Source organism: uncultured Zoogloea sp. (assembly GCF_937894855.1).
Taxonomy (GTDB): Bacteria; Pseudomonadota; Gammaproteobacteria; order Burkholderiales; family Rhodocyclaceae; genus Zoogloea; species Zoogloea oryzae.
In genome coordinates, this window is the sequence record NZ_CALAYQ010000122.1 from 1 (window position 1) to 21,907 (window position 21,907).

The following is a 21,907-nucleotide window of genomic DNA, read 5'->3' on the forward strand; positions in this document are numbered from 1 at the left end:
AAACCCTGCAGAAGCTCAAGCCCGCCTTCAAGGGCGTGCAGACCGGCGGCAACAGCTCGGCCATCGTCGATGGCGCCGCTGCCGTGCTGGTGGCCTCCGGCGACTACGTGCGGGCCCACGGCCTCAAGCCCCTCGCCCGCATCGTCGGCGGCGCGGCGGCCGGCGTACCGCCCGAGATCATGGGCATCGGCCCCGCCCCGGCGATCCGTGCCGTGCTCGCCAAGGCCGGCCTCACCCTCGGCGACGTGGGCCGCGTCGAGATCAACGAAGCCTTCGGCGCCCAGTACCTGGGCTGCGAACGCGAACTGGGCCTCGACCGCGACCGCGCCAACACCCGCGGCGGCGCCATCGCCATCGGCCACCCGCTGGGCGCATCGGGCATGCGCCTCACCCACACGGTGTCGCGCCAGCTCCAGCTGGACGACCAGCAGTTCGGCATCGCCTCGGCCTGCGTCGGCGGCGGTCAGGGGATGGCGATTCTGGTGGAGCGGGCCTGACCGCAGCAACCCGAGCGCAAGTCGCTTGCGTCGGTTCAGCAAAGGCTCGGTGCCAATCCAGAGCCCGTCTGAACCGCCGAGCAGCGCAGCGCTAGCCGGGGTAGTCCGGCGTCGCTGTTTGAGCCCGAAGGGCGAGTTTGCGGCGCCGGCCGGCTAGCGTGAGCAGCGCAGGGCAGTCGGCCGCAGGCCGACCGGTGAAGCCGGGTCGCCTTCTTTGCCGACTTTCTTGGCGAAGCAAGAAAGTCGGTCGCCCGCCGGGGCGAACTCCCGGCCAACGACTCGATATTCAACGTGACGGGCGAAAACCTTTGCCCCCAACAACAAGATCAAAACGCCGGCAAGAAGCCGGCCCAAGGAAGGAGACAAGCACATGCACATTCAGGATTCCGTTTTCATCGTCACCGGCGGCGCGTCAGGCCTCGGCGAAGCCACCGTCCGCAACCTCCACGCCGGCGGCGCGAAGGTCGTGATCGCCGACGTGGGCGTGGACAAGGGCGAGACCCTCGCCGCCCAGCTTGGCGACCGCGTCGCCTTCATCAAGACCGACATCACCAGCGAAGCCGACGGCAAGGCCGCGGTCGATCTGGCGGTGAGCCGCTTTGGCGCGCTCCACGGCCTCATCAACTGCGCCGGCGTTGGCCCGGCCTGGAAGGTGCTGGGCAAGGACGGCCCGCACCCGCTCGACAACTTCGCCCGCACGGTGACCATCAACCTGGTGGGCGCCTTCAACATGGTGCGCTTGGCGGCGGCAGCGATGGCCACGGGCACGCCCAACGCGGAGGGCGAGCGCGGCGTGATCGTCAACACCGCCTCGGTGGCGGCCTTTGAAGGCCAGGTGGGCCAGGCGGCCTACGCGGCGTCCAAGGCCGGCGTGGTGGGCATGACCCTGCCCATCGCCCGGGAGCTGGCCCGCTCCGGCATCCGCGTGAATGCCATCGCGCCGGGGCTGTTCCTCACCCCGATGATGGCCGCGTTGCCCCAGGATGTGCAGGACTCGCTCGGCAAGGCGACGCCCTTCCCGCCGCGCCTGGGCCGGCCGGACGAGTTTGCCCAGCTGGTGCGTTCCATCGTCGAGAACGTGATGATCAACGGCGAAGTGATCCGCCTCGACGGCGCCGTGCGCCTGTCGGCCAAGTAAGGGGGCGGCGATGGCACGAATCATTGCGCCCTCCGACGTGGGCCATCTGGTGAAGAACGGCGCCACGGTGTACTGCACCGGCATGGGCCTCGCCGGCTTTGCCGAAGAGGCGGTGCTGGCGATCCGCGAATCCTTCGAGGCCACCGGCCACCCGCGGGATCTCACCCTCTACCACGCCACCGGCGTGGGCAACGGCAAGGACCGCGGCGTGCATCACTTCGCCCGCGAAGGCCTGCTCAAGCGCATCGTCGGTGGGCACTTCGGCGTCGGCGGGCCGGAGCTGATGCGCCTCATCATGGACAACAAGATCGAGGCCTACAACCTGCCGCAAGGCGTGCTGGTGCAGCTGCCCAAGCAGATCGCCGGGCGGCGGCCGGGCTTTCTGACCAAGGTGGGGCTGGATACCTTCGTCGATCCGCGCATCGAGGGCGGCAAGGTGAATGCGTCCGCCACCGAGGATCTGGTGGAGGTGGTGCATCTGGACGGCGAGGAGTGGCTGTACTACCGCAACCCGAAGGTGGATGTGGCGCTGCTGCGCGGCTCGTTTGCCGACGAGAACGGCAATGTGTCGATGGCCCGCGAGGGTGTGCTGCTAGAGTCCCTGTCCATCGCCCAGGCGGCGCGGGCCAGTGGCGGCATCGTGATCGTTCAGGTGGAGCACATCGTCAAGAACGGTACCCTGCACCCGAAGGACGTGAAGATCCCCGGCATCCTGGTGGATTACATCGTGATCGGCCGGCCGGAATACCACCTCCAGACCATGAACACCTACTTCAACCCGGTGTACGCCGGCGACATCAAGGTGCCCACCCGCGCGATGCAGCCCCTGCCGCTGGACGAGCGCAAGATCATCGCCCGGCGCGCGGCGATGGAGCTCAAGCCCGGCGCGGTGGTGAATCTGGGCATCGGCATGCCCGAGGGCGTGGCATCGGTGGCGGCGGAAGAGAAGATCGAGCACCTGATGGCGCTCACGCTGGAGACCGGCCCTATCGGCGGCGTGCCGGCGGCGGGCTTCGATTTCGGCCACGCCTCCAACGCCGAGGCGGTGGTGGAGCAGCCGGCCCAGTTTGATTTTTACGACGGCGGCGGCATCGACGTGGCCTTCCTGGGCCTCGCCCAGACCGACGGCCAGGGCAATGTGAACGTGAGCAAGTTCAGCGGGCGCCCGGTGGGCTGCGGCGGCTTCATCAACATCACCCAGAACGCCAAGAAGGTGGTGTTCTGCGGCACCTTCACCGCTGGCGGGCTGGAGATCGGGGTGGAGGGCGGCCGGCTGAAGATCGTCAAGGAAGGCAAGAGCCGCAAGTTCATCGAGCAGGTGGAGCAGATCACCTTCAGCGGCCACTACGCGGCGAGCATCGATCAGACGGTGCTGTACGTCACCGAGCGGGCGGTGTTCCAGCTCAGCGCCGAGGGCATGGAACTGCTCGAAGTGGCGCCGGGCATCGACATCCAGCGCGACGTGGTGGCGCACATGGCCTTCCCGCCCATCATGCGCGACGTGCAGCTGATGGACGCCGGCCTGTTCCAGCCCGAATGGGGTCATCTCTCCGAGCGGATCGGCGGCCGATAGGGCGGTCTTTCCCTTCCGATCTTCGCTCGTTCACGGCTGCGTGGCTCAGGCCCCCGCAGCCGTTTTTTTCGTCCATCAATCTTGAAAGGAGCCCGCCATGGGCTATCACCACATCCACCGCTACAGGATCGCCTTCGTCGATTGCGACCCGGCGCAGATCGTGCATTTTTCCAATTACTTCCGGTGGTTCGACACCGCCAGCCGCGAGTTCTTCACCGCCTGCGGCGTGCCCAGCTGGCGCGACACCGAGCGCGACTCCGGCATCATCGGCACGCCGCTGGTGGACGCCCAAGCGAGCTTCCGGAGTCCCGCCACCTACGGCGAGGACATCGAGATCGAGAGCTGGGTGGACAGCGGGGGCGGCAGGAGCTTCGTGATGCGCCATGTGGCCCGGCGCGGCGACACGGTGCTGGCCGAAGGGCGCGAGGTGCGGGTGTTTGCGGTGCGGGAGTCGGTTGATCCGCCGCGCATCCGGGCGGTGGGCGTGCCGGCCGACATCCGGGCGCTGTGCGGCGAGTGAGGGCGTCAGCCGCCGCAGCCGCCGCCACAGCCTCCGCCGTCTCCGCCGTCGCCCCCATCCCCTCCCGACGACGAATTGGGCGGCTGGAGGGCGGCCTTCAGGTCGGCCAGTGCGTTGTCGGCCAGCGCACCCAGCCCGAAGAGGGCCAGCACGGTCATCAGCATCGGGTCGAGCTGCCCGATCGGCTTGCTCCGTGGCACCCGCAGGCGGGTCTGCCGCAGGGCGTGACGGCCCGCGCCGGTGAGCCGGGGCGGCCTGAGCAGGTACAGCGCGATCCCACCCGCCACCAGCGTGAGCAGCGCGACGAAGAGCACCGGCTTGCCCTGGATCATCCCGTGCCACCACCGCAAGCCGCCCACTATCGCCACCCCGGCCAGCGTTGCCGCGCCGCCGAGGGCGGCCAGCCGCCCGGGCAGGCGGCTGGGGATCAGCCCTTCGGCCTGGAGTGTCCGGTGCAGGTCGGCGATCGCCGCGTTCAGGTCGGGGCTCAGGCGCCGGGCGTGGATGGTCTTGCCGGACATCACGTGGTTGAAGAGGCTCTGCTCGATCGGGTGGGCGTCGGCCGGGGGCGGCTGGACGGCTTGCCAGCGTCGGTTGCCCTCCGGGAAGGCGATGCAGCCCTGCTGGTGCAGCCGGCCGGCGGCCGTCTCCAGCACCCGTCGTCGGCGGCCGGCCAGGTAGGCCAGGGCATAGAGGTCGAGCCGGCGGAAGCGTGCATCGCCGGGCCTGGCGCTGCCGGTGAGGGCGCGTCGCAGCCCCGCGGCCAGCGCCACGCCGGCCGCGATCATCAGCAGATACACGACCAGGAAGGTGCCCGGCCCCGGGCTGCCGGGCAGCGACGAATCCACGAAGCGGGCGCAGCCCGAGAGGCCCATCGCCGCCGCCAGCGCCACCGCCGCGCCCCGGGCCCGGGTCAGCAGCGGGCGCAGGCGGCCGGGCAGGTCGAGGTGGGGCAGCACGCGGTGGGTGCGCAGGTTGGCCCGCTGGAAGCGCCCGCCGAAGCGCAGCGCCGGCGCCGGCCACAGATCCTGGGGCGGCACATCGCCGAAGACCCGCTCGTAGCTCGCCAGGGTGAGCCGGTAAAGCTGGCTGTAGCGCGCCGCCTCGTCCGGCCCGCCGTCGCTGGGCTGGTGATGCAGCAGCCGGCCGAGCACCTGTGGGCAGAAGTCGTCCCAGTAATCGCGGCTGTACAGCAGGTGGGCGTGCCACACCTGATCCACCTCGTCCGACGGAGTGACGGTGTGCCCGGCCACCATCGCCAGATACGCGAAGCGCCGGTATTCGTCGATGGCTCGCCGGGTGAAGTCGGCCGTCCAGCCGTTTTCGAGCTGGAGCCGTCGGGAGAGGGAAAGGGCGGCGCCGGGATGATCCGGCGACCACTGCTGAAGCCGCAGCCACAGATCGCGGGCGGCAGGAGAGTCATAAGCCATGTTGTTATTGTTGTTATCGCTCATGCCGGAAATCCTGGCCGGGTGATGTTGCAGGCGTGTGACGGGGTGGGGCAGTCGAGGAGGGTGCGGAGGGATTCTGTGATTTCGGCTTCGGTGTGGCCGAGGGCTTGGAGGAGGGAGATGTAGTTGCAGGTGACGAGTTGGCTGTTCGGGTGGATGGGGCCGAGGCTCTTTAAGCAGATTATCAGCGCGCGGTGGAGTAACGGTTCTGCTTCGGTGGGGCGGTCGGTGGCGTGTAGTAGTCGGGCGAGGTTGTTCAGATCGCGGGCGACGCTGGGATGGTCCCGACCAAAACTGGCTACGTCGATAGCTAGTGTGCGGAGCATCAGCGGTTCAGCCTCTGCAAGGCGGTTTGTCTCCTGAAGAAGCTGGGCCAAATTATTGAGACAAGGCGCGATGTGTTCGTGATCGGAACCAAAGTGAGTTTCGAGGATCTTCAGTGCCCGGCGCATCAAAGGTTCTGCATCGCGGAGGCGGTTGGTGGCCTTAAGCAGCGCCGCCAGATTGTGTAGGTGGAGGGCGACCGAGGGATGTTCAGGGCCGAAATTGAATTCATCGATGGCACACGCACGGCGCATCAGGGGCTCTGCCTCGACGGCGCGGTTGGTGCTACACAGCAGTGTGGCGAGGTTGTTGAGGCTGATGGCAACTACGTGATGTTTGGAGCCAGAGGTTGCCTCTACGATGTCCAGTGCTCGACGCATCAAAGGTTCGGCTTCTGCGTACTGCGCTTTGCTATTGAGAAGCACGCCAACCTGGTTGAGTAGCCGTGCGCACGGGGCGGTAAGGTGCCTATCCGCCCCATGTCCCGCCACCCTCGCGGCGTGAGCGGCAAGGGGCTCCAGGGCCGGCCAGTCGCGTACGTCTTGTGCGTCTCCAGCAAAGGCATCGTTCACCCACTGCAGTGCCTCCGCCAGCCGGGCGTGGTCGGGGTCGGTGGCTTGATCCTGCTGGGTGACTGCCTGTACCAGTCGGTGGACCGTGAAGCTTCCGCCGTTGTCCGAAAACCGGGCGAGGGAGAGAGCTTCCAGTTCCACCAGGGCGTCGCGCAGGTCGGCCTCTTCACCGGGGATGGGTACGTCCAGCAGGGTGGTGGGGATGGGCGCGGGGGCGAGCCAGGCGAGGCGTTGCAGCAGGTAAAGCGCGCCGCGATAAATGCCGGCGACGACGCGAGATAAATGAGGGCGGGCGGATTTTCGCACGAGGGAACAAATTTCCGCCCGCTGAAATAGATTAGAACAACCCTCCTTCTAGGCTTGCGTCCCAGTTTGTGATGACCAACTCCCTGCTGGTCTTTGGCGCACCCTGCCCCTGGTTGCCGACGCTGTACTTGATCTCGAGGTCGTGAAGCTGGAATCGACCGAAGAGCGCCCGGATGTCCGGGTGGTCGTTGATCGAGAACATCACCTTGCCCTTACACGTGGCCATCATCTCGGCCAGGCGCTCGTACTCGCTCCATTCGAAGGCCACGCCATAGCCCTCTGTGTCCCAATACGGAGGGTCGGCGTAATGGAAGGTGTGCGGGCGGTCGTAGCGGGCCATGCACTCATGCCACGCCAGATGCTCCACATAGACGCCTGAGAGCCGGAGATGGGCAGCGCTGAGGGTCTCTTCGATGCGGCACAGGTTGATCGCCGGACCGGTCGTCGCAGTTCCGAAGGTCTGGCCGGAGACACGACCGCCAAAGGCATGCTGCTGCAGGTAGTAGAAGCGAGCGGCGCGCTGGATGTCCGTCATGGGCTCCAGCGGTGCATCCTGCATCCACTTGAATACCTGTCGGCTGGTGATCGCCCATTTGAACTGCCTGACGAACTCTTCGAGGTGGTGCTGTACCACCCGGTAGAGGTTCACCAGCTCGCCGTTGATGTCGTTGAGGACTTCGACCTTCGACGGATGGGGTTTGAGGAAGAAGAGCGCTGCGCCGCCGGCAAACAGCTCGACGTAGCACTCATGGGGTGGAAACAGGGGGATCAGCTTGTCCGCAAGGCGGCGCTTGCCGCCCATCCACGGGATGATGGGTTCTGCCATGTTCGACTCCTCGAGGAGAGAGGCTCATGGCCTTCAGATGGTTGATGTGTTTGCACCTGGGTGCACTTCACGATGAGCTCGACGTAGGTGCCTTCCGCGAGCTTTCTATTACATCCTGCGCAACGTATTTCCTTCACGTTAAAACCTTTGCGTCTGTAGCCTTCGGCCCGCTGTGTGCACAGCGCAGGGCCTTGGCTGAACGCAGGTTGTGTCTGCGGGAGGTGCCGGCGGTGGGTGCTGCAACACTCGCCGCCGGCGTCCTGTCTCAAATATCGATGTCGACCACCGGCAGCAGCACGGCGGTGCCTTCCACGGCGCCGTCGCGACGGAAAGACACCACGGCGCCGACGCTGTAGGTGCCCCTGGCGCTGGCCATGGTGCCATCAGGGAGCTGGATTCGGAGCGCCTCACCATCGGCCGCGACGACCGTTCCGACCAGCAGTGGAGTTTTCGGGAGCAGGTCCAGCAGGGCCTGGAAGACGTTAGCCATGGAACTCGACCTCCACAGTCTGACGGACCACCGTGGGAGACTTGCCGCGCGCAGCAGTGGCCGACACCGACAGGCCGCGCACCAGGCCCATCTGTGACGAAGCACCGCGGGTGAAACTGAGCAGGGTTCCCACCGGGATCACGCCCCCAGCGGTCAGCACGCCGGTTTCCAGCCGTGTGATTACCTGGGGACCGGTGTCGCCTAGCACCGCGATACCGCGGCCGGTGATCGCGTCCACATGGGTGGCCAAGGGATCAACGATCATCGGCGCCGGGCGGTCTCCTGCGGTTCCGGCGCGCTTGACGCGGCCCTCGATGCCGCCCGCCTCGCCTCTCACCACGACCAGGTTGTATCCGGGCTTGTCCTGGTGGCTGGCGCCACGCACCAGGGTGGCTTCGGCCGGCAGCACAGCGCCAGCGGCCGCGGAGCCCCATTCCCAGGGCTTGACCGGGTAGCGGGGCAGCACGCGCAGGGTACGGGTGTCGGGGGCCGACTGCACATAGGCGCCGGCGGCCTCGGCGAGCCTGGCCACCGCGGCCATGGGCGTGCCGGAGAACAGCCAGGCGCCGGCGGGGATCAGCCAGTCTGCGGCCTGCCAGTCCAGCGACCAGCCGAGCGAGACACCATTGAAGGACAGCGCCTGCTCGGCGAGCTGGCGGGCGTTCGCCGCGTTGGCCACGTTGTCGTGTTGCACGATGGGATAGACCGGATCGGACAGCTCGGCGGCGATGCCGCGGCCACCCACGCTCAGCACGCCGCCGCCGAAGCGTTCGTCCTCGTCCTTTCGCTCTACAGCCAGGCGCCAAACCGTGCCATTGATCGTCGCCTCAAGTTCAACGGGCACGCCGGGCTGGTCGCGCTCCAGGTTACTTAGGGCGGACAGCGGCATAGTGGCGCTCCACGACCAGTGGGCCGACTGGAAATCAATGGACACCGACAGCGCGCTGGCCGGAAGCGGCAGATTGTTGGAGACGCGCCGAATGGAAGCAGAGTTGATCACGATGTAGGCCTTTCTAACCGGGATGATGATCGCGCCGTCGACCGGGGTTTCGGGATCAGGCGGATCAATGATGACGATGACCCCACCCTCAACTCGGCGGCCCTTGGCCCAGGGTATCCAGGTGAGTACGTCGCCCTGCAGAGCCGCGCGCCAGAACGCGTCGAAAGCCATGTCTGCGGGCACGGATGCGACGTCGACGCCGCAAACACGCTGCAGGGCGTCTGCTTGGTGAAACCTGCCCCAGGGTGCCCAGGCGTCGGCCTCGAGGGCCAGCGCTGGCGCCGAGAAGGCGTCGATCTGGCGGGCCAGATCGGAGCGCCGGGCGATTACCCAGGGCGCCCGGGCGTCGTCAGTGTTGCTGGGGGTGCGGGTGCCCCAAGGGAGAATCGGCTCGGGGTCGGCCGGGTGGGCCTTGGCCCAGGGCGCAGCGTGTTGATCGTCCCCACGGAGGGACGTGCCCCAAGGGATGACAGGCGCCGGGTCCGGCGCGATGGGCGTCGGCCAGCGATGATGCCGCTCGGCGTCATCGGCACGGCTGGCCTTCCAGCTGGCGGACGCTTCCCTGGAGATGCGTGGCATCGTTAATCCACGTCGCCCCGGTTGGACATATCGAACGAATCGCCCGTGAGGGCCGCGCCGGCGAGGATCGCCCGGAGGAGCCAGATCGGGTACACGGCTGCGGAGGTGTTCCAGCGGATGATGTTTCCGATGGACCAGCCGCCAGCGCCCCAGGCCCCGGGCTGGATCGCGAACATGATCTGGCCTGTCAGCGGGTTGACCGGTGCGATGGTGCCGGTAGCGTTGTAGGTGCCGACCAGACCGAGACTCTCGCCGTAGATGGCCACGGTGAGCGGTGCGGTGCTTGTGACTTGAGCGCGCCAGCGCTCCTTGATGGCCCCGCTATTGAGCACCTGGATCGGGAAGAGCAGATCATTGAACTGGCCTGGGGCATCGCCGCCGATCTGCGAGTCGGACCAGACGCCTGTCCAGCTCACCTGGTCGAACACGTGGGTAACGGCCGCCGAGATGTCGCCGGCAAGCAGCGCCGACGAGACGTAAGTGCCGGGCAGTGCGTAGGCGCGGGACAAGGGCGTATCGAGGGACACCTCCCCGCTGATCTGCACGTCCGTCACGGTCGACATGTCTTCAACGCGGTGGCGGAGCGCCAGGGGCGTCGGATGGCCGGCGAGGTTGAGCGCGGGCAGAAACACCCCGGTGCCGGCGTCCAGATCCACCGAGTACATGGCGGCCGGCAGGCGCTGCCCGTCCGCGTCGCGGATCTCCATCATGCTGCAGCCGGTTCGGCCGGCGCTGAAGGTGCCGCCAGCGGCCGGTGCTGGGATGGTCACGGACTGGGTGTTGTGGATCACCGCCACGTCGCCGGGGCGAAACTCGGGCACGCGGCCATCGGCCGGCAAGCGCACGGGGTCGAGGCCGAGGATCGCCGCGTCGCGCGGCAGGTTGGAGAGCACGACCGTCGAGTAGCGCAGCGTCGATGGGAACACGGCGCGGGGCGTCCAGACGCCGCCGACGGTGTCGCCAAACTCCACGTGGACCACGCCCGTGAGTGCCTTGACCGTGCCGCGGGTGTGAGCGCCGGCGATCACGCCGTTGGCGTCGGCAGTGCCGGAGCAGAGCGTGCCGTCGATACCGACGGCCTGGACGTACAGCGAAGCAGGCCGCAGCGGTGAGCCGGCCGTGCGAAAGCTGATCTCTGCCACCGTGAATTCGCCATAGGTGGTCACGCAGCACGCAATCGGAGTGCCGCTGATCCGTCCCATGTTGCCGTACGTGGCGGCACGGACCGTCACGCGGCCCGTGTCGTAGTCGATGCTGCCGGCCAGCGACGCTGATCCGTCGGATGCCTGGACAGCGCGGTAGAGGGAGCCGTTGCGATCGATGTACTTGTCGGCAAAGAAGTCCAGGTAGACGGAGCCCGGAACCACGCGCTCGGCGGTGGTATTGGTCAGGTCGAGGGTCAGGCCGAGATCGGAGACGGCAAGGGTCTCGGTCTTTGCGACGGTCGTCGATGCGCCGAGCTTCGATGTCACGACGTAGTCGCCGACCACAGGGGGAGCCGACGCGAGCAAAGTCCGCCAGATCACAGCGCCGATGTATTCGTAGGTGTACGTGTGGATCGGTATTGCCGTCAGCGTGACGGCTCCGGTCGCGTAATCCAGCGTGCCGCATTCAATGCCCGCCACCCACCAGGCCTTTTCAGACCAGCCTGAGCCAGCCTCACCGCCCAGCGTCATAAGCTTCCCAGCACCGTTGTCCACTGCGGTAACGGTCAGGCGCACCGGGGCACTGGTATCACCACCCACATACACATCGACAGGGATCGCCAGGCGAAAGCTCTTCGGGGTGATCGATGTCCGCGCACAATTGAACGACGACGGGGTGGTCACGGTGACGGAGTCAGAGGTGATGAGGGGCTGCGCGCCCGTAGGAACCTCCTGCTGATACTCGATGGTCACCATCGTGTCGGTGCCCGGGAAGATGCCGCCCTGGTTCTCGTTCTCCCCGAAATAGAGAACGATCTGCCCAGTTGCGTAATCAATCTTTCCGGGCGTCGCGCCACCGTTGCTTGGCGTGAGCGTGCCGGTCCCGGTCGGGTCCGTGAACGTCTTTTCCGGGTCCGACGAGTAGGCGCGCCAACGAACCGTCACGGTACCCGGCTTCACCGGCGTATTCGCCAGGGGGATGCGGAGCTGCCATCCGCGGAGCGTAGCGTCTGCAGTGGCGCCGGCGCGGCGATTGAAGTGGATCGAGGATGCCCAGCTGAAGATCACTTCGCTGTCGATGTCGGGCAGCGCGCCCAGGGTTACCAGCGCTGCACCCGAGCTGTACGACACCGAACCGGTGCCCTCGCCAGAGCTGGCGCCGACCAACTCGCCCTTGCCGTTGTCGCGCAGGCGATACCAGCGTCCCATAGCACGGTAATCCACGAACAGGGAGCCAACACCGGGCAGCGGGTTGAGCGTCTGGGTATAGACGAGGCCGCGGGTGGCGAGCGTGATCGGCACGCCCAGGGTGTGGGACTGAGTCGATACCTGCACCGCCGGTATGAAGGTGACCGTGCCGCCGGAGATGCCCGTGCCGGACCCAGGCATGTAGTTCATCGTCACCGCGCCGGTTGCGTAATCGATGGTGCCGACGGTCCCGGAGGGTCCGGTGATATTGCCAGCACCGTCATCCTTGATGCTGCCAGAAAAAACAAAGCTCCCCGGCAGTACCCCCATCGGCAAGTAGCCCGTCTTTACGGCTCCACCGCCGAAATAGACGTTGAAGTTCATCGTGATCGGAGCCCCCGACTGCACCAGCGCTTGGGCACCAGACACGGAGACCATGCTCACCGGCGTCTCGCGCTGGGTCGACGGCACCACCGCCGAATACGGCGACGGCAGCTTGATCGTGAGTGCGCCCGGCTCGGCCGGCGCGGCCAGCGGCTTGATGCCGTAGTAGCGCGACGAGTCGGCCACCTGGGTGTCGCGCACCTTGGTGGGCGACGGGTCTTGCGCGAAGCGCACCGGCTCGGCGCCGGGGAAGGTCTGCACCAAGGCAGTGGTGAGCTTGATGGACAGCACGCGCCGCGAAAACTCGCCCACCGTATCCGTGAACGTGCGGACCTCATGGGTCACCTCGTCGATCCGCACATACTGCGTAGCGGGCGTGTACCCGGGCGCCTCCACCGACAGGCATAGCACCATGCCAACGTCCGGCAGCGGCTCCTCCGGGCGCTGATAAAGCAACAGCGCACGCTGATTGATCGTCTGGTTTCCGTACAGGCGGGCGCGGGCCAGCGGGCCTGCCACCACGTAGCTCTCGATGCGGTCGCGGGCCGCGGAGCGGTCGTCGGAATGAGAGCCAGTGGAGAACATCACGACATCAATACGGCTGTTATCCGGCGGGTCGGTAATGATCGAATGGCCGCCGCCGTACGTCTCGGCATTGGCCGACAGCACCGCGGCGTAAACCTTGCGCAGATTCACCCGTCCGTATACCGCGTCCAGGCGCGAGACCTTCGGGAAAACCGATCCGGCCACGCCGTCCGGCACTTCTGTGGATGTCATCCGGCCGCCGGCGTCGGCGGCGTCGGTCATGCGCTCGCTTTTAAGTAGCTTGATATCTGAGGGGTTGATCGTCATGTCAGTTGATCCGGGTGAACTTGAGCGTGGGAATGACCAGATCGGTCGGCGCCGGGTCGTAGTAGTCGGTGACGCCCTCGGCATCTAGGGCCGGCGCGTCCTCATGGCGCCAGATCACCTGATATGCGGTGCCGCGCCAGGTGAGCGTGTAGATCTGGCCAGGTACGTCAGCCGCTGCGCGGAGCTGATCGAACAGCGAGCGGGTAATCTCGCCGAAGTAGAAGTCCCCCGCCTGGACGCCTCGCAGGGTGATCGGCTCGCCGCCCTGCATCTCCGAAACGTCGATCCACAGCGCACCGGTCAGGGTTGGGGTAATCGCTTGGCGAACCGGGCTGTGGCTGTGCTCGTCGATCCGCACCAGGTCATCCGGGAGCGTCCAGGTCGTGACGCCGTCGGTCAGGGTGGTACTCATTTCGTCGCGGCCTCCGCGTCTCGCAGCGCGCGCACGAGATCGTCAGCGGCGCTCTGGTTTGCCACCCGAACGGGGGTGGTCTTTCCGTTGATGTTGAGATTGACCGTCACCGTGCGACCGCTTGAGAAGAAGTCCTGGACGTTGGTTTGCGCCTGCTGAACGGTCTGCGCATTCGTGTGGGTCTTGGCGTATTCGTAGGCTTTGTCCTGAGCACCTTTATGTAAGTCCGCGTATTCCTGAGGAGTGAAGTTAAGGCCCAGCGTTGCACCAGCCCGCGCGCGCGCTTCGGCATTGGCCCGCTCGGTTTCATCGGCGAGACGTTCGGCGAATACTTTCGCTTGATCGGATGTCAGGCCGAGCTGGATACCAACCCGATAGTTTTCTGTGGTCTGTGTAGCTACGGTCCGATTGACGTATCCGGGCTGCTGCTGGTCGTTCCGGTTGATGTAGTCCTCGATCTCACGCGACGAATACCCGGCATTGCGCATCTGCTCCGGCGTCACACCGGCCTTGCGCATGTCCTCATACGTGCCCTTGTTGCTCATCGACGAGCCACCGAAGCCATCGCCGAATTGCCCGCTCTTGATCTTGTCGATCTGGTCGGCAAGCCGCTCTGCGTCGGAACGAACACGCTGGATCGCCTGGCTCGCGGTGGTCATGCCGGACTCGACGCCCTTTCCGGCGGCTTGGCCGGCGGTCGCAATCTTGTAGAGCTCGCCCTGGGCGGCAATCATTGGCGGGATGATCCCGTTGTGGGCTGCCTTTGCCGCCTCGGCGTATTTCTCCCACGCCTGGCGCTGTTCATTGATCGTGCCGCCGTTGTTCTTGATGTAGTCGAAGGCTTCCTTCGCGGACGTTTCCGCCTGCTTGAGTGACTCTCGCGACTTCAGGCCGAGCTGCGAGAACGCTTCGGCCAGCGACTGGATACCGGGGCGGGCGCCATCGGCCTTCTGCTGGATCATGGTCAGCAGCTTGTCCACGTCGTACTGGGCCAGGCCGGCCGCTGTGCCGAATTTCTCAACCTGGTCCTTCAAGAACTCGAACTCCTTGCGGCCGGATGCCTGCGGCAAGGTCTTGGTGATCAGGTCGATGAACACGCGGTCGGTATCGACACCGCGCTCGCTGAGCCCCTGCAGGTCGCGGGTCAGGATCTCGATACCCTGGGAGGTCTCGCGAAAAGCGCCGGTCATGCCGTCGGACGCGGTCGATGCCGACACGCCGAGCTTGAGCATTGCCGCGTCGAGACGCGAACCGAGGGCAAACTCTAAATCCTGCGCCGAGAGCTTTCCGCGCTTAAATGCCATGTCGGCGAGGATGCCGAACTCCTCCAGTTCGCGAGCTGGCAGGTTCTTGAGGCGATCCACCAGCCCGGTGCGAATTTCCTCCCCGGTAGCGCGCGCCGAGCCCTGAATCTGCACCAGCCCCCGGATCGTGTCGGCGATACCCTCTGGTGCATCAAATTTCGCGCCCTCCAGTGCGGCCTTGATCGCCTCGCCTGCACCCTTCCCAGCCTCCTGGGCGAGGTAGAAGGCCTTGGCCAGCTCCTCAGTTTTCACACGCGCCAGCGCTGCCTTCGTCTCGACAAGCTCGAAGTCCTTCGCCGGGCCGTTCAGTGGGACAGGCTTTGCGAACTGCTTCATCAGCCGGTCAGCCTTTTCGATCTTCTCGCTGGCGCTGATGATCTCCATGCCGAAGCTCGCGACCTCGGTGACCAGTCCCACCAGAGCGAAGCCCTTGACCAGCCTCAGTGCGTTACTCAGAAGAGTGACGCCCGACGCTGCAGCGCCCGACACAGCGCCAAGCGACCGAGCCTCAACAACGGCGGCCGCGGATGCAGCCCCCATCGACCGGGCACTGAGCGCGGCAGCGGAAGCTGCGCTGGAGACGCCAGCAAGTGCTGGGATAGCCGCAAGCGCACCCACGCGCCATGCAATGTAGGCTTCGACGCCTACCTTGATGACTCCTGACATGGCGGACACCGCCTGAACGGCTGCTTTTACGCCCTCAGCCAGCTTAACGAATGTGTCCGCAATCGCCTTCGCCTCGGCCTTCAGCTCGCCGTTCGCCTTCATCCGGTCGAATTCAGCCAGCACCGCCTGCAGCTGCCCGGTCAGGTACTCGAGCACGCCCGACTGTGCGATCAGCGCGTAGAACTCAGAGAGGGCGTCCTTGGCGTTCGACACCGCACCATTGAAGGTCTCCATGAGCGCCGCCGAGGCGCCCATGTTCTCGGTGCCAAGGGCGTCGATCAGCTTCAGGATCACGTCGCGGCCGAGGGTGCCCGCCTCGCTCATCTTTTGCAGCTCGGCGGTGTTCTTTCCGGTCGCCTTGGCGAGCAGATCCCACACCGGTACGCCCGCTTCGGCGAGCTGGAGGATCTCGTCGCCCTGCAGCTTGCTCTTCGTCCAGGCCTGGCCGAGGGCGAGCGTCACGCGCTGCAGCGCCTCGGTGCCGCCGCCCAGCGTCGCGGCGGTGTCGGTGATGGCCCGCATCTGCTGCATGGACGGCTGCAGGCCGAACGCGGTCAGCTTGACGTAGGCCTCGGTCAGCCCCTGAACCTCGAACGGCGTGGTCTTCGCCAGATCCTTGATCTGCGCGAAAACGTCTTTCGCCTTGTCGCTGGAACCGAGCAGGGACTTCAGGCGGCCTTCGAGAGTTTCGAACGCGGCGCCAGTGGCGATCACGTCCTTGGCCGCGCCGGTGATCGACTGCAGACCGACAGCCGCGGTGGCCAGTGCGGCCATCTGACGGGCGGCGCCGCCGATCAGGCTGCCGGCCTGCTCGCTGGCGGTGCCCAGGTTCTGCACGCCGTTTGCAGCGGCGGCGGTGGCGGCGGGCAGGCCGTTGGCTTCAGCACGCAGAGCGGCCAGCTTGGTCTGGAATGCCGCGATGGCCTGCTGCTGCTCCGGGCCGGAGATGCCGGTCGCGCGCACCCTGGCCAGGGCGTCCTGAAGGCGGTTGGTTTCGGCGACGATCTCGACCAGCGGCCGCACGCCGAGCTGACGGAAGGCGGCGTTCAGCGCCTCGGCAGCTTGAGCGGCTTCACGCTGGCCAGCAGCGATTTTGTTCGCTGCCGTCTGGGCTTCCTGGGCGGCGCGGCGCTCCGCCTCGAGGAGCTCCTGTGCGGCCATCTTCTGGCGCTGGATGTTCGCCTCGACGATCTGCGCCAGGCGTTGCTCTTCCGCGGCGGCTGCACGGTCGGCAGCCAGCTTTTCAGTGGCAACCCGGCGGGCGTCATCGATGGCCTGCGCATTGCGTTTGACGGCCTCGGCCGCGGCCTCGGTCTCAGTCTTCAGCCGGGCCTGCTCGTTGGCCAGGTTGCGGGTATCAACACCTGCCGCCGCGGCCGCACTGCGTGCAAGATCAAGCTTCTCACGGCTCTTGTCCCAAGCCTTCTCGGCGGTGGCCAGCTCACGGTTGGCGTCCTTCAGCTCGGCCTGCAGGAGCTTGATCGCCTCCTTTCCGGCGCCGGCGCCTTTCGCCAGCGCGAGCTGCTCGTCGAGGAGCTGCGCCGCGTCGCGCGTGCGGGTGAATTCGGCACGCGCATCCTTGGCGTTCTGGATGGCGGTGGCCAGGATATCGACCTTCTTGCCGGCCTGGTCGAGCTTGAGCAGATCGGCCTCCGATTCGGCGAGCGCGGTGCGCAGCCCTTTCGGATCTCCGTCGATGAGTACCTGAGCGCGGATGGATGTGGCCATAGTGAGGGCGGAAAAAAAGCCGGCGCGCGGCCGGCTGGGTGGATCGGTCCGCGATTAAGCGACGGTGCGTTCTTCAACCGTAAAGGGCGCACCACCGCCGGTGGGCACTTCCAGGGTGCCCTTGAGCTTCAGATCAGCGATGTCGGACTGCAGGAAGTCAAACGCTTGGTCGCTGGTCACCACGGCACGGCCGGCGAACAGTTCGCTGTCTTTGTCGGTGAGCAGATTGACGACGTCGCCTTCGATCTTGAGCACGTGCCGGAACTTGGTTGCGCCGGTAATCCGGGTGCCGGTGGTCGCCGCGCTGGACCCGGTAAGGTGGAGCACCGCGGCATCGGCGATGCCGCCGGATGCGAGCGGAATCGCGCGCAGCTTGCCGAGCCGACGATTGACTTCGTAGTGGACGCCTTCGTCGTAGGTGACCGTACCGGCGGAGTTCTTGACCACGAAGCCGGCTTCGGCGATGTCCTTGCGGCCGATGTTCACCCAGGCGTCCAGGGCTGCGGTGATCGGTACATCCGTGAAGGTGCCGCCCGCGCTGGTGATCGCGTCGATCTTGCCCGAGAGCTGCACAGCGAGCAGCGCACGGGTCATTTCGGTGAAGGTGATCGCGAATTCGGTCGGCTTGGGAAGAATGGCACTGGCGTGGGCCTGGCCGTAGTCGTCACGGCCCTTGCTGATCTTCTGCTTCTTGTCGCTGGGCGTGGTGATCGACAGCAGATCAGTACGGATGCGGGTGGCCGGGCCAAACACGCCGTCCGACACTTCAAAGCTCACGTAGATGTCGCCGGCGAAGAGCTGGGCGTTCTGGGTCATTGCGGTAACTCCAATTTAGGTACGTGCCGGCCGGACCGGCACGCGCAGGGTGGTTTTCCAGGCGAGGGGGTAATAGCCGAAGCCGGCCTTGAAGGCAGTGCGTAGCGGGTTGGCGAGGTGCAGGGAGCCGGCGGCGTCAATACCGGGCACCCACGGCCGCAGGGCCTTGATGACCTGCATCATCAACGGGCCGGCGTCCTGGTTACCGGGCGCGACACCCGGCAGACCGGCTACATTGCGAACAACGATGACGGTGTGCCAGATCTGTTCCACGTCTTCCCACGCTGCATTGGCGGGCTTCGTGGCATGACCGCCGTAGAGCACATGGACGGCGCTGGCCGGTTGCTGTGACTCCATCACGCCGGCCAGATCCTGGGCGTCGAGGATGAACACCTCGGGCGGCAGCAGCTCTCGCAGCCGAGACTTGATCAGCGGGCCGAGAGCAAGGAAGTCGTCCATCACGCGAACCCCGCGATGTCGTCGTCGGTCACCGTGCGCCGGCTGAAGTGGTACAGCACCTCACCGCTTTCATCCGGTCCAGATGCTGCCGCGGCGCCGAGACTGACAACGCCGTTGGCCACGTCGCGCAGGTAGTCGTCCGCCCACTTGGTGGCCTTCAGTACCGTCTCATCGACCGACGGGCCGAACATCCGGCGCCAGGCGATGGTGGCCACGACCGTGGACAGGTCCGACGCGGCAAGCTGCTCGGCGGTCAGGCCGCCCGGATAGCGGTTTGCCAAGAATGTATCCGCGTGACGGCTGGCCGCTGCGATCTGGTCCCGCAACACCTCGACGCCCTCGGCCGCGATGGCGACCAGGTCGGCCGGAAAGCCGGCGGTGTCGCCACCCGTCGCCACAGTGCGCAGCATCGGCGCCGTGATGCGGGCGTCGCGGGTTGCACGCTGAGCCAGTTCGGGCCAGCCAGATACCGAAACGCGGACGAGGTCGTCGAGGGTTGCGTAGTCCATGATCAGACGTGGCGATGCGGGAGAATGCGGACCTCGACGAGCTGGCCGGCGGAACTTGCGCTACTGCCCTGCATCACGCGGCCGCAGTGGTCGGTGGCCGTGCCGACTTCTGCCCGGCCAGAGCCATCGGCAGCAGGGCGAACGAAGTCGTGCTCATTGATCACGCCCGCCGCTTCGACCAGGTAACTGAATTCGGTCACCACGCTGATCGCGTCGCCGATACCACCGCCGTACTCCGACACCCCGAGCGAATCCAGCGGCCCGCCGGCGGAGGTGGCATGCCGGCCAGAGTGGGAGATGAACCGGTTAACCTGCACCGGTGCGGCGAGCACGACGGTGACGGCATCGTCCTTTTGATGTTGACGTCCCATGGGGATCTCCTGTTATTCGCCCTTAGCCTTGCGGGCGGGCTTGGTTGCGGCGGGGTTGGCCGGTTCAGCTTCCGGAGCCGGTTCGGGTTCCGGGGACGGTTCAGCTTTCGGAGCCGGTTCGGGTTCCGGGGACGGCGGCTGACGAAGGTCAGCTACCGGCACCATCTCCTGCTCGATTGCCTCCAGACGGATCAAGTCGTCCAGCGCGTCATCGTCAACGCCCTCGGGCAACGGGCGCCCCGGGGCGATTTCCTTGCGCTTGCCGTCGATATGCACGATGACGACCGTCTTGCAGATGTAGGTCATGGTGGGTGGTCCTTACTTCGGGTTCTGAAAGAGAACGGCGGCGGTGTTGTACGCCACGTTCGGACGGCGCTCGTAGGTCGCGCCGTAGATCCAGCTCTTGGTGCCGTTCTCGAAATAAGGCGTCTCGGCGAACGGATGGCCCTCGAGCACGTTGGTGAAGCCGAAGGCGGGCTCCGCCAGCGAGATGTCAGCGCCAGCACCCGCCATGCGCGGCACATACGCCAGGATCGCGTTGTTGCCCCACACGTCGAGACCCGTGTCGGTCTCGTCCTTCCACACCGCATCGCCGACCACGATCTCTTCGACGTTGAGGATGTTCTTGAGCTGATCGAGGGTCGGCGCACCGAGCTGGGTATCCGGCAGGTAGGAACGCACCTGCAAGTTGCCCTTGAGCGCGACAAAGGCGTCGGCAGACAGCGTCAGCTTGTTGGCGCGCTTGCCGATCTTCTTGCGGATCACGTTATGTGCGTTTTCGATGTCATCCACCGGAGTGCCATCGGCGCTGCTCCACTTGGTGGGGCCTGCCAGGGTGAAGACATTGCCGGCCGCGTAGGTGGACGGAGTGGTCGCCAGGGCGGCCACCTCGATCTCATAGTCGAGGGCAAGGATGTCATTGGCGGTCACCATCGCAATACGCGAGATGTCCAGGTAGTTGCCAACGTTGAGGCGGCGCGATTCGTCGGCCTCGCGGATCATCTCGCGGGGGATCGGCACCTCGACGGCGTACTGGTCGACGGTGTAGGTCTTGCCGTCATACTTGATGTCGACGCGCTTGGTGGCAGTGCCGGGCGCACGGCGAAGGTTGTACTTGCGGAAACGCTCATCGCCGATCTGCGCAAGCATCACGCTGGAGAGCGCTTGCGGCAGACGCGGGAACAGCTTTTCCGCGATGAAGGTGCCCTGACCCATGCCGAGCAGCAGATTGGTCAGGATCGGGTTCTGCTTGAGCCGGATTTCGGCAAGCGTCATGGTCATGTGATGTGGTCCTTACTGTTGGGTGGCGTCAGCCGGTGAACGAGCAGACCTGGGCGACGGCCTCGGCGTACTGAACGTTGTGCTGTTTCGCGTAGGCGAGTGCGCGCTTGTTGATCTCTTCGTCCGACAAGCCCTTGACGCTCGACGAGCCATCACCGGCGCCGGGCTCGAACTCACCGAACTGCACGGCGGCCGCTCGGGTGGAGACGAAGTCCTGCAGCCACTTCACCGGGCTGACTTTCTTGGTCGAACCGGCCTCGGAGAACTCGACCGGCGCGGCGTCAGCCAAGGCGGCGAGCACCTCGGGCAGTGCAGCGGCTTCCGGCTTGGTCAGCACACCGACCTTCATCTGGCCTTCGGCGAACTGCACGAAGCCGGCGTGGCGGTCCTTGCGCTGCTGTTCGGCAAACTGCGCCAGCGCGGCTTTCGCAGCAGCGGCTTCCTTCTCGGCCTTTTCACGGGCTTCCTTCTCGGCAGCGGCTGCCGCCTCGGCTTTCGCGAGGCGTTCCTTTTCGTCCATGGATAACTCCTGAGTGGTGTGGGTAGGTTGCTGCGGATCGCACTCGGAAAAGCAGACGCAACCCTGGTCTGCTTCGGCGAACTGGATGTCTCTGAGCCCGGAAACCGCCGGCGGCTGTGCGCCGAGGAAGGCGACGTGGCGCAGATACCAGGTGCCGGGCTTCGGATTGGAAGGGTGTTGCGGAGGGTAAAAGGCAGCGCTGCGCTTCTTGTAGCGGCCGGCGCCGACCATCTCGGCGAACTGGGGCTCGACCTGGTGCGGGTCCATGGTCAGGCGGCCGGCGTCATTGACGGCCAGGCGCTGCACCCATCCATAGGCGGGCATGTCACCGGCCGGGTGGCCGATGCACAGCGGCGCCTCGCGCAAAGCCGGGTCGTAGCCTTCGGCCATCGACTTGATGTCGTCGGCGGTGAAAGTCCGCTCGACGCCGGCGTCGTCGATCAGGACGCCGGGGCGAAAGATTTCGATTTGTGCGGGGAGTTCAGGCGTGCTCATGCCCACAATCCTCGCGCGGGCGGGGATCGTGGGCTAAATGAGCGGGATCAATTATTGAGGGCGGTGAGGCGCGTTTGAAGCGTCTGAATATCCGTCACACCCAGGCCCCTCCGTCCCAGACTTTGATCGTCACCGGAACCCACCCGCCGCCGACGTAGGCCTTCGGCTCTGCGGCGATGCTTGCCGAGCCGGTCCAGACCTTCACCTCGGCGCCGCCGAGGTTGAGCGTCACCGTCTGCGGGGCACCGACGGCGACACCGTCGACGTAGAGCTGATACAGGAAGGTGGTGCTGGCGCCGGTGTACTCCAGGGCGCCATCCTCATAGACGAACAGCGTGCCGGAGGACGGTGCCGAGGTGATCAGCGCCCGCACCTCCTTGCCGGCATCGGCTGGCAGCACCAGATCGTTGTAGAGGATCGAGGCGCCGGCATCGCCCGTGCCGGGAACGGCGCTGCCCAGCACGCCGAGGCCCGACACCCCGACCACCAGGGCGCCGACGA

20 protein-coding genes are annotated in these 21,907 nt (G+C 66.1%); 4 read left to right on the forward strand and 16 right to left on the reverse strand.

Going from position 1 to position 21,907, the window contains the following annotated elements:
- From Q0672_RS14170 to Q0672_RS14185, 4 genes are all read left to right on the forward strand, one after another.
- On the forward strand, positions 1–497 hold a 497-nt coding region (locus Q0672_RS14170), incomplete at its 5' end, for a thiolase family protein (protein WP_298623109.1).
- Positions 498–867: 370 nt separating this feature from the next.
- Complete coding sequence (locus tag Q0672_RS14175; RefSeq protein ID WP_298623111.1) at positions 868–1,635, forward strand: 3-hydroxyacyl-CoA dehydrogenase; 768 nt, start codon at positions 868–870, stop codon at positions 1,633–1,635.
- 10 nt (positions 1,636–1,645) lie between these two features.
- On the forward strand, positions 1,646–3,208 hold the full coding sequence (locus tag Q0672_RS14180) for an acyl CoA:acetate/3-ketoacid CoA transferase (RefSeq protein WP_298623113.1): 1,563 nt from the start codon (positions 1,646–1,648) through the stop codon (positions 3,206–3,208).
- A gap of 97 nt (positions 3,209–3,305) precedes the next feature.
- Entirely contained in the window at positions 3,306–3,728 is a 423-nt protein-coding gene (locus Q0672_RS14185; protein ID WP_298623116.1) for a thioesterase family protein, read from the forward strand.
- Positions 3,729–3,733: 5 nt separating this feature from the next.
- Here Q0672_RS14185 and Q0672_RS14190 read toward each other — a convergent pair whose 3' ends face one another.
- The 16 genes from Q0672_RS14190 to Q0672_RS14265 form a co-directional block, all read right to left on the reverse strand.
- Positions 3,734–5,182, reverse strand: coding sequence for a TIGR04222 domain-containing membrane protein (locus Q0672_RS14190; RefSeq protein ID WP_298623118.1), 1,449 nt, complete (start codon positions 5,180–5,182; stop codon positions 3,734–3,736).
- The gene (locus Q0672_RS14195) at positions 5,179–6,381 is read right to left on the reverse strand and encodes a tetratricopeptide repeat protein (RefSeq protein WP_298623120.1); all 1,203 of its coding nucleotides are present in this window, start codon (positions 6,379–6,381) and stop codon (positions 5,179–5,181) included. Before Q0672_RS14195 ends, Q0672_RS14190 begins: the two co-directional genes overlap by 4 nt.
- 31 nt (positions 6,382–6,412) lie before the next feature.
- A complete protein-coding gene (locus Q0672_RS14200; protein ID WP_298623122.1) occupies positions 6,413–7,207 on the reverse strand; it encodes a DNA adenine methylase in 795 nt (264 codons plus the stop codon).
- Positions 7,208–7,472: 265 nt separating this feature from the next.
- Positions 7,473–7,697, reverse strand: a complete 225-nt coding sequence (locus Q0672_RS14205) for a hypothetical protein (protein WP_298623124.1) — start codon at positions 7,695–7,697, stop codon at positions 7,473–7,475.
- The gene (locus tag Q0672_RS14210; RefSeq protein ID WP_298623126.1) at positions 7,690–9,276 is read right to left on the reverse strand and encodes a hypothetical protein; all 1,587 of its coding nucleotides are present in this window, start codon (positions 9,274–9,276) and stop codon (positions 7,690–7,692) included. Before Q0672_RS14210 ends, Q0672_RS14205 begins: the two co-directional genes overlap by 8 nt.
- Positions 9,277–9,278: 2 nt before the next feature.
- Positions 9,279–12,845 carry a hypothetical protein gene (locus tag Q0672_RS14215; protein WP_298623128.1) on the reverse strand — a complete coding sequence of 1,189 codons (3,567 nt, stop codon included), beginning with the start codon at positions 12,843–12,845 and terminating at the stop codon, positions 9,279–9,281.
- A gap of 1 nt (position 12,846) precedes the next feature.
- A complete protein-coding gene (locus tag Q0672_RS14220; protein ID WP_298623130.1) occupies positions 12,847–13,257 on the reverse strand; it encodes a hypothetical protein in 411 nt (136 codons plus the stop codon).
- Positions 13,254–16,955, reverse strand: a complete 3,702-nt coding sequence (locus Q0672_RS14225; RefSeq protein ID WP_298623132.1) for a tape measure protein — start codon at positions 16,953–16,955, stop codon at positions 13,254–13,256. The genes Q0672_RS14220 and Q0672_RS14225 overlap by 4 nt, the downstream gene beginning before the upstream one ends.
- Before the next feature lie 54 nt (positions 16,956–17,009).
- Positions 17,010–17,771, reverse strand: coding sequence for a hypothetical protein (locus Q0672_RS14230; protein WP_298623134.1), 762 nt, complete (start codon positions 17,769–17,771; stop codon positions 17,010–17,012).
- A gap of 15 nt (positions 17,772–17,786) precedes the next feature.
- Positions 17,787–18,230, reverse strand: a complete 444-nt coding sequence (locus Q0672_RS14235; protein WP_298623136.1) for a hypothetical protein — start codon at positions 18,228–18,230, stop codon at positions 17,787–17,789.
- Entirely contained in the window at positions 18,230–18,739 is a 510-nt protein-coding gene (locus Q0672_RS14240; protein ID WP_298623138.1) for a phage protein Gp36 family protein, read from the reverse strand. Before Q0672_RS14240 ends, Q0672_RS14235 begins: the two co-directional genes overlap by 1 nt.
- A 2-nt stretch (positions 18,740–18,741) precedes the next feature.
- Positions 18,742–19,110, reverse strand: a complete 369-nt coding sequence (locus Q0672_RS14245; protein ID WP_298623139.1) for a DUF2190 domain-containing protein — start codon at positions 19,108–19,110, stop codon at positions 18,742–18,744.
- A 12-nt stretch (positions 19,111–19,122) separates the two neighbouring features.
- Positions 19,123–19,416 (reverse strand): hypothetical protein, encoded by a 294-nt coding sequence (locus tag Q0672_RS14250; protein WP_298623141.1) that lies wholly within the window; start codon positions 19,414–19,416, stop codon positions 19,123–19,125.
- Positions 19,417–19,428: 12 nt separating this feature from the next.
- Complete coding sequence (locus tag Q0672_RS14255; protein WP_298623143.1) at positions 19,429–20,391, reverse strand: hypothetical protein; 963 nt, start codon at positions 20,389–20,391, stop codon at positions 19,429–19,431.
- A 28-nt stretch (positions 20,392–20,419) separates the two neighbouring features.
- Positions 20,420–21,406: a hypothetical protein gene (locus tag Q0672_RS14260; RefSeq protein WP_298623145.1), complete on the reverse strand. Its 987-nt coding sequence runs from the start codon at positions 21,404–21,406 to the stop codon at positions 20,420–20,422.
- A 94-nt stretch (positions 21,407–21,500) separates the two neighbouring features.
- On the reverse strand, positions 21,501–21,907 hold a 407-nt coding region (locus Q0672_RS14265), incomplete at its 5' end, for a hypothetical protein (RefSeq protein WP_298623146.1).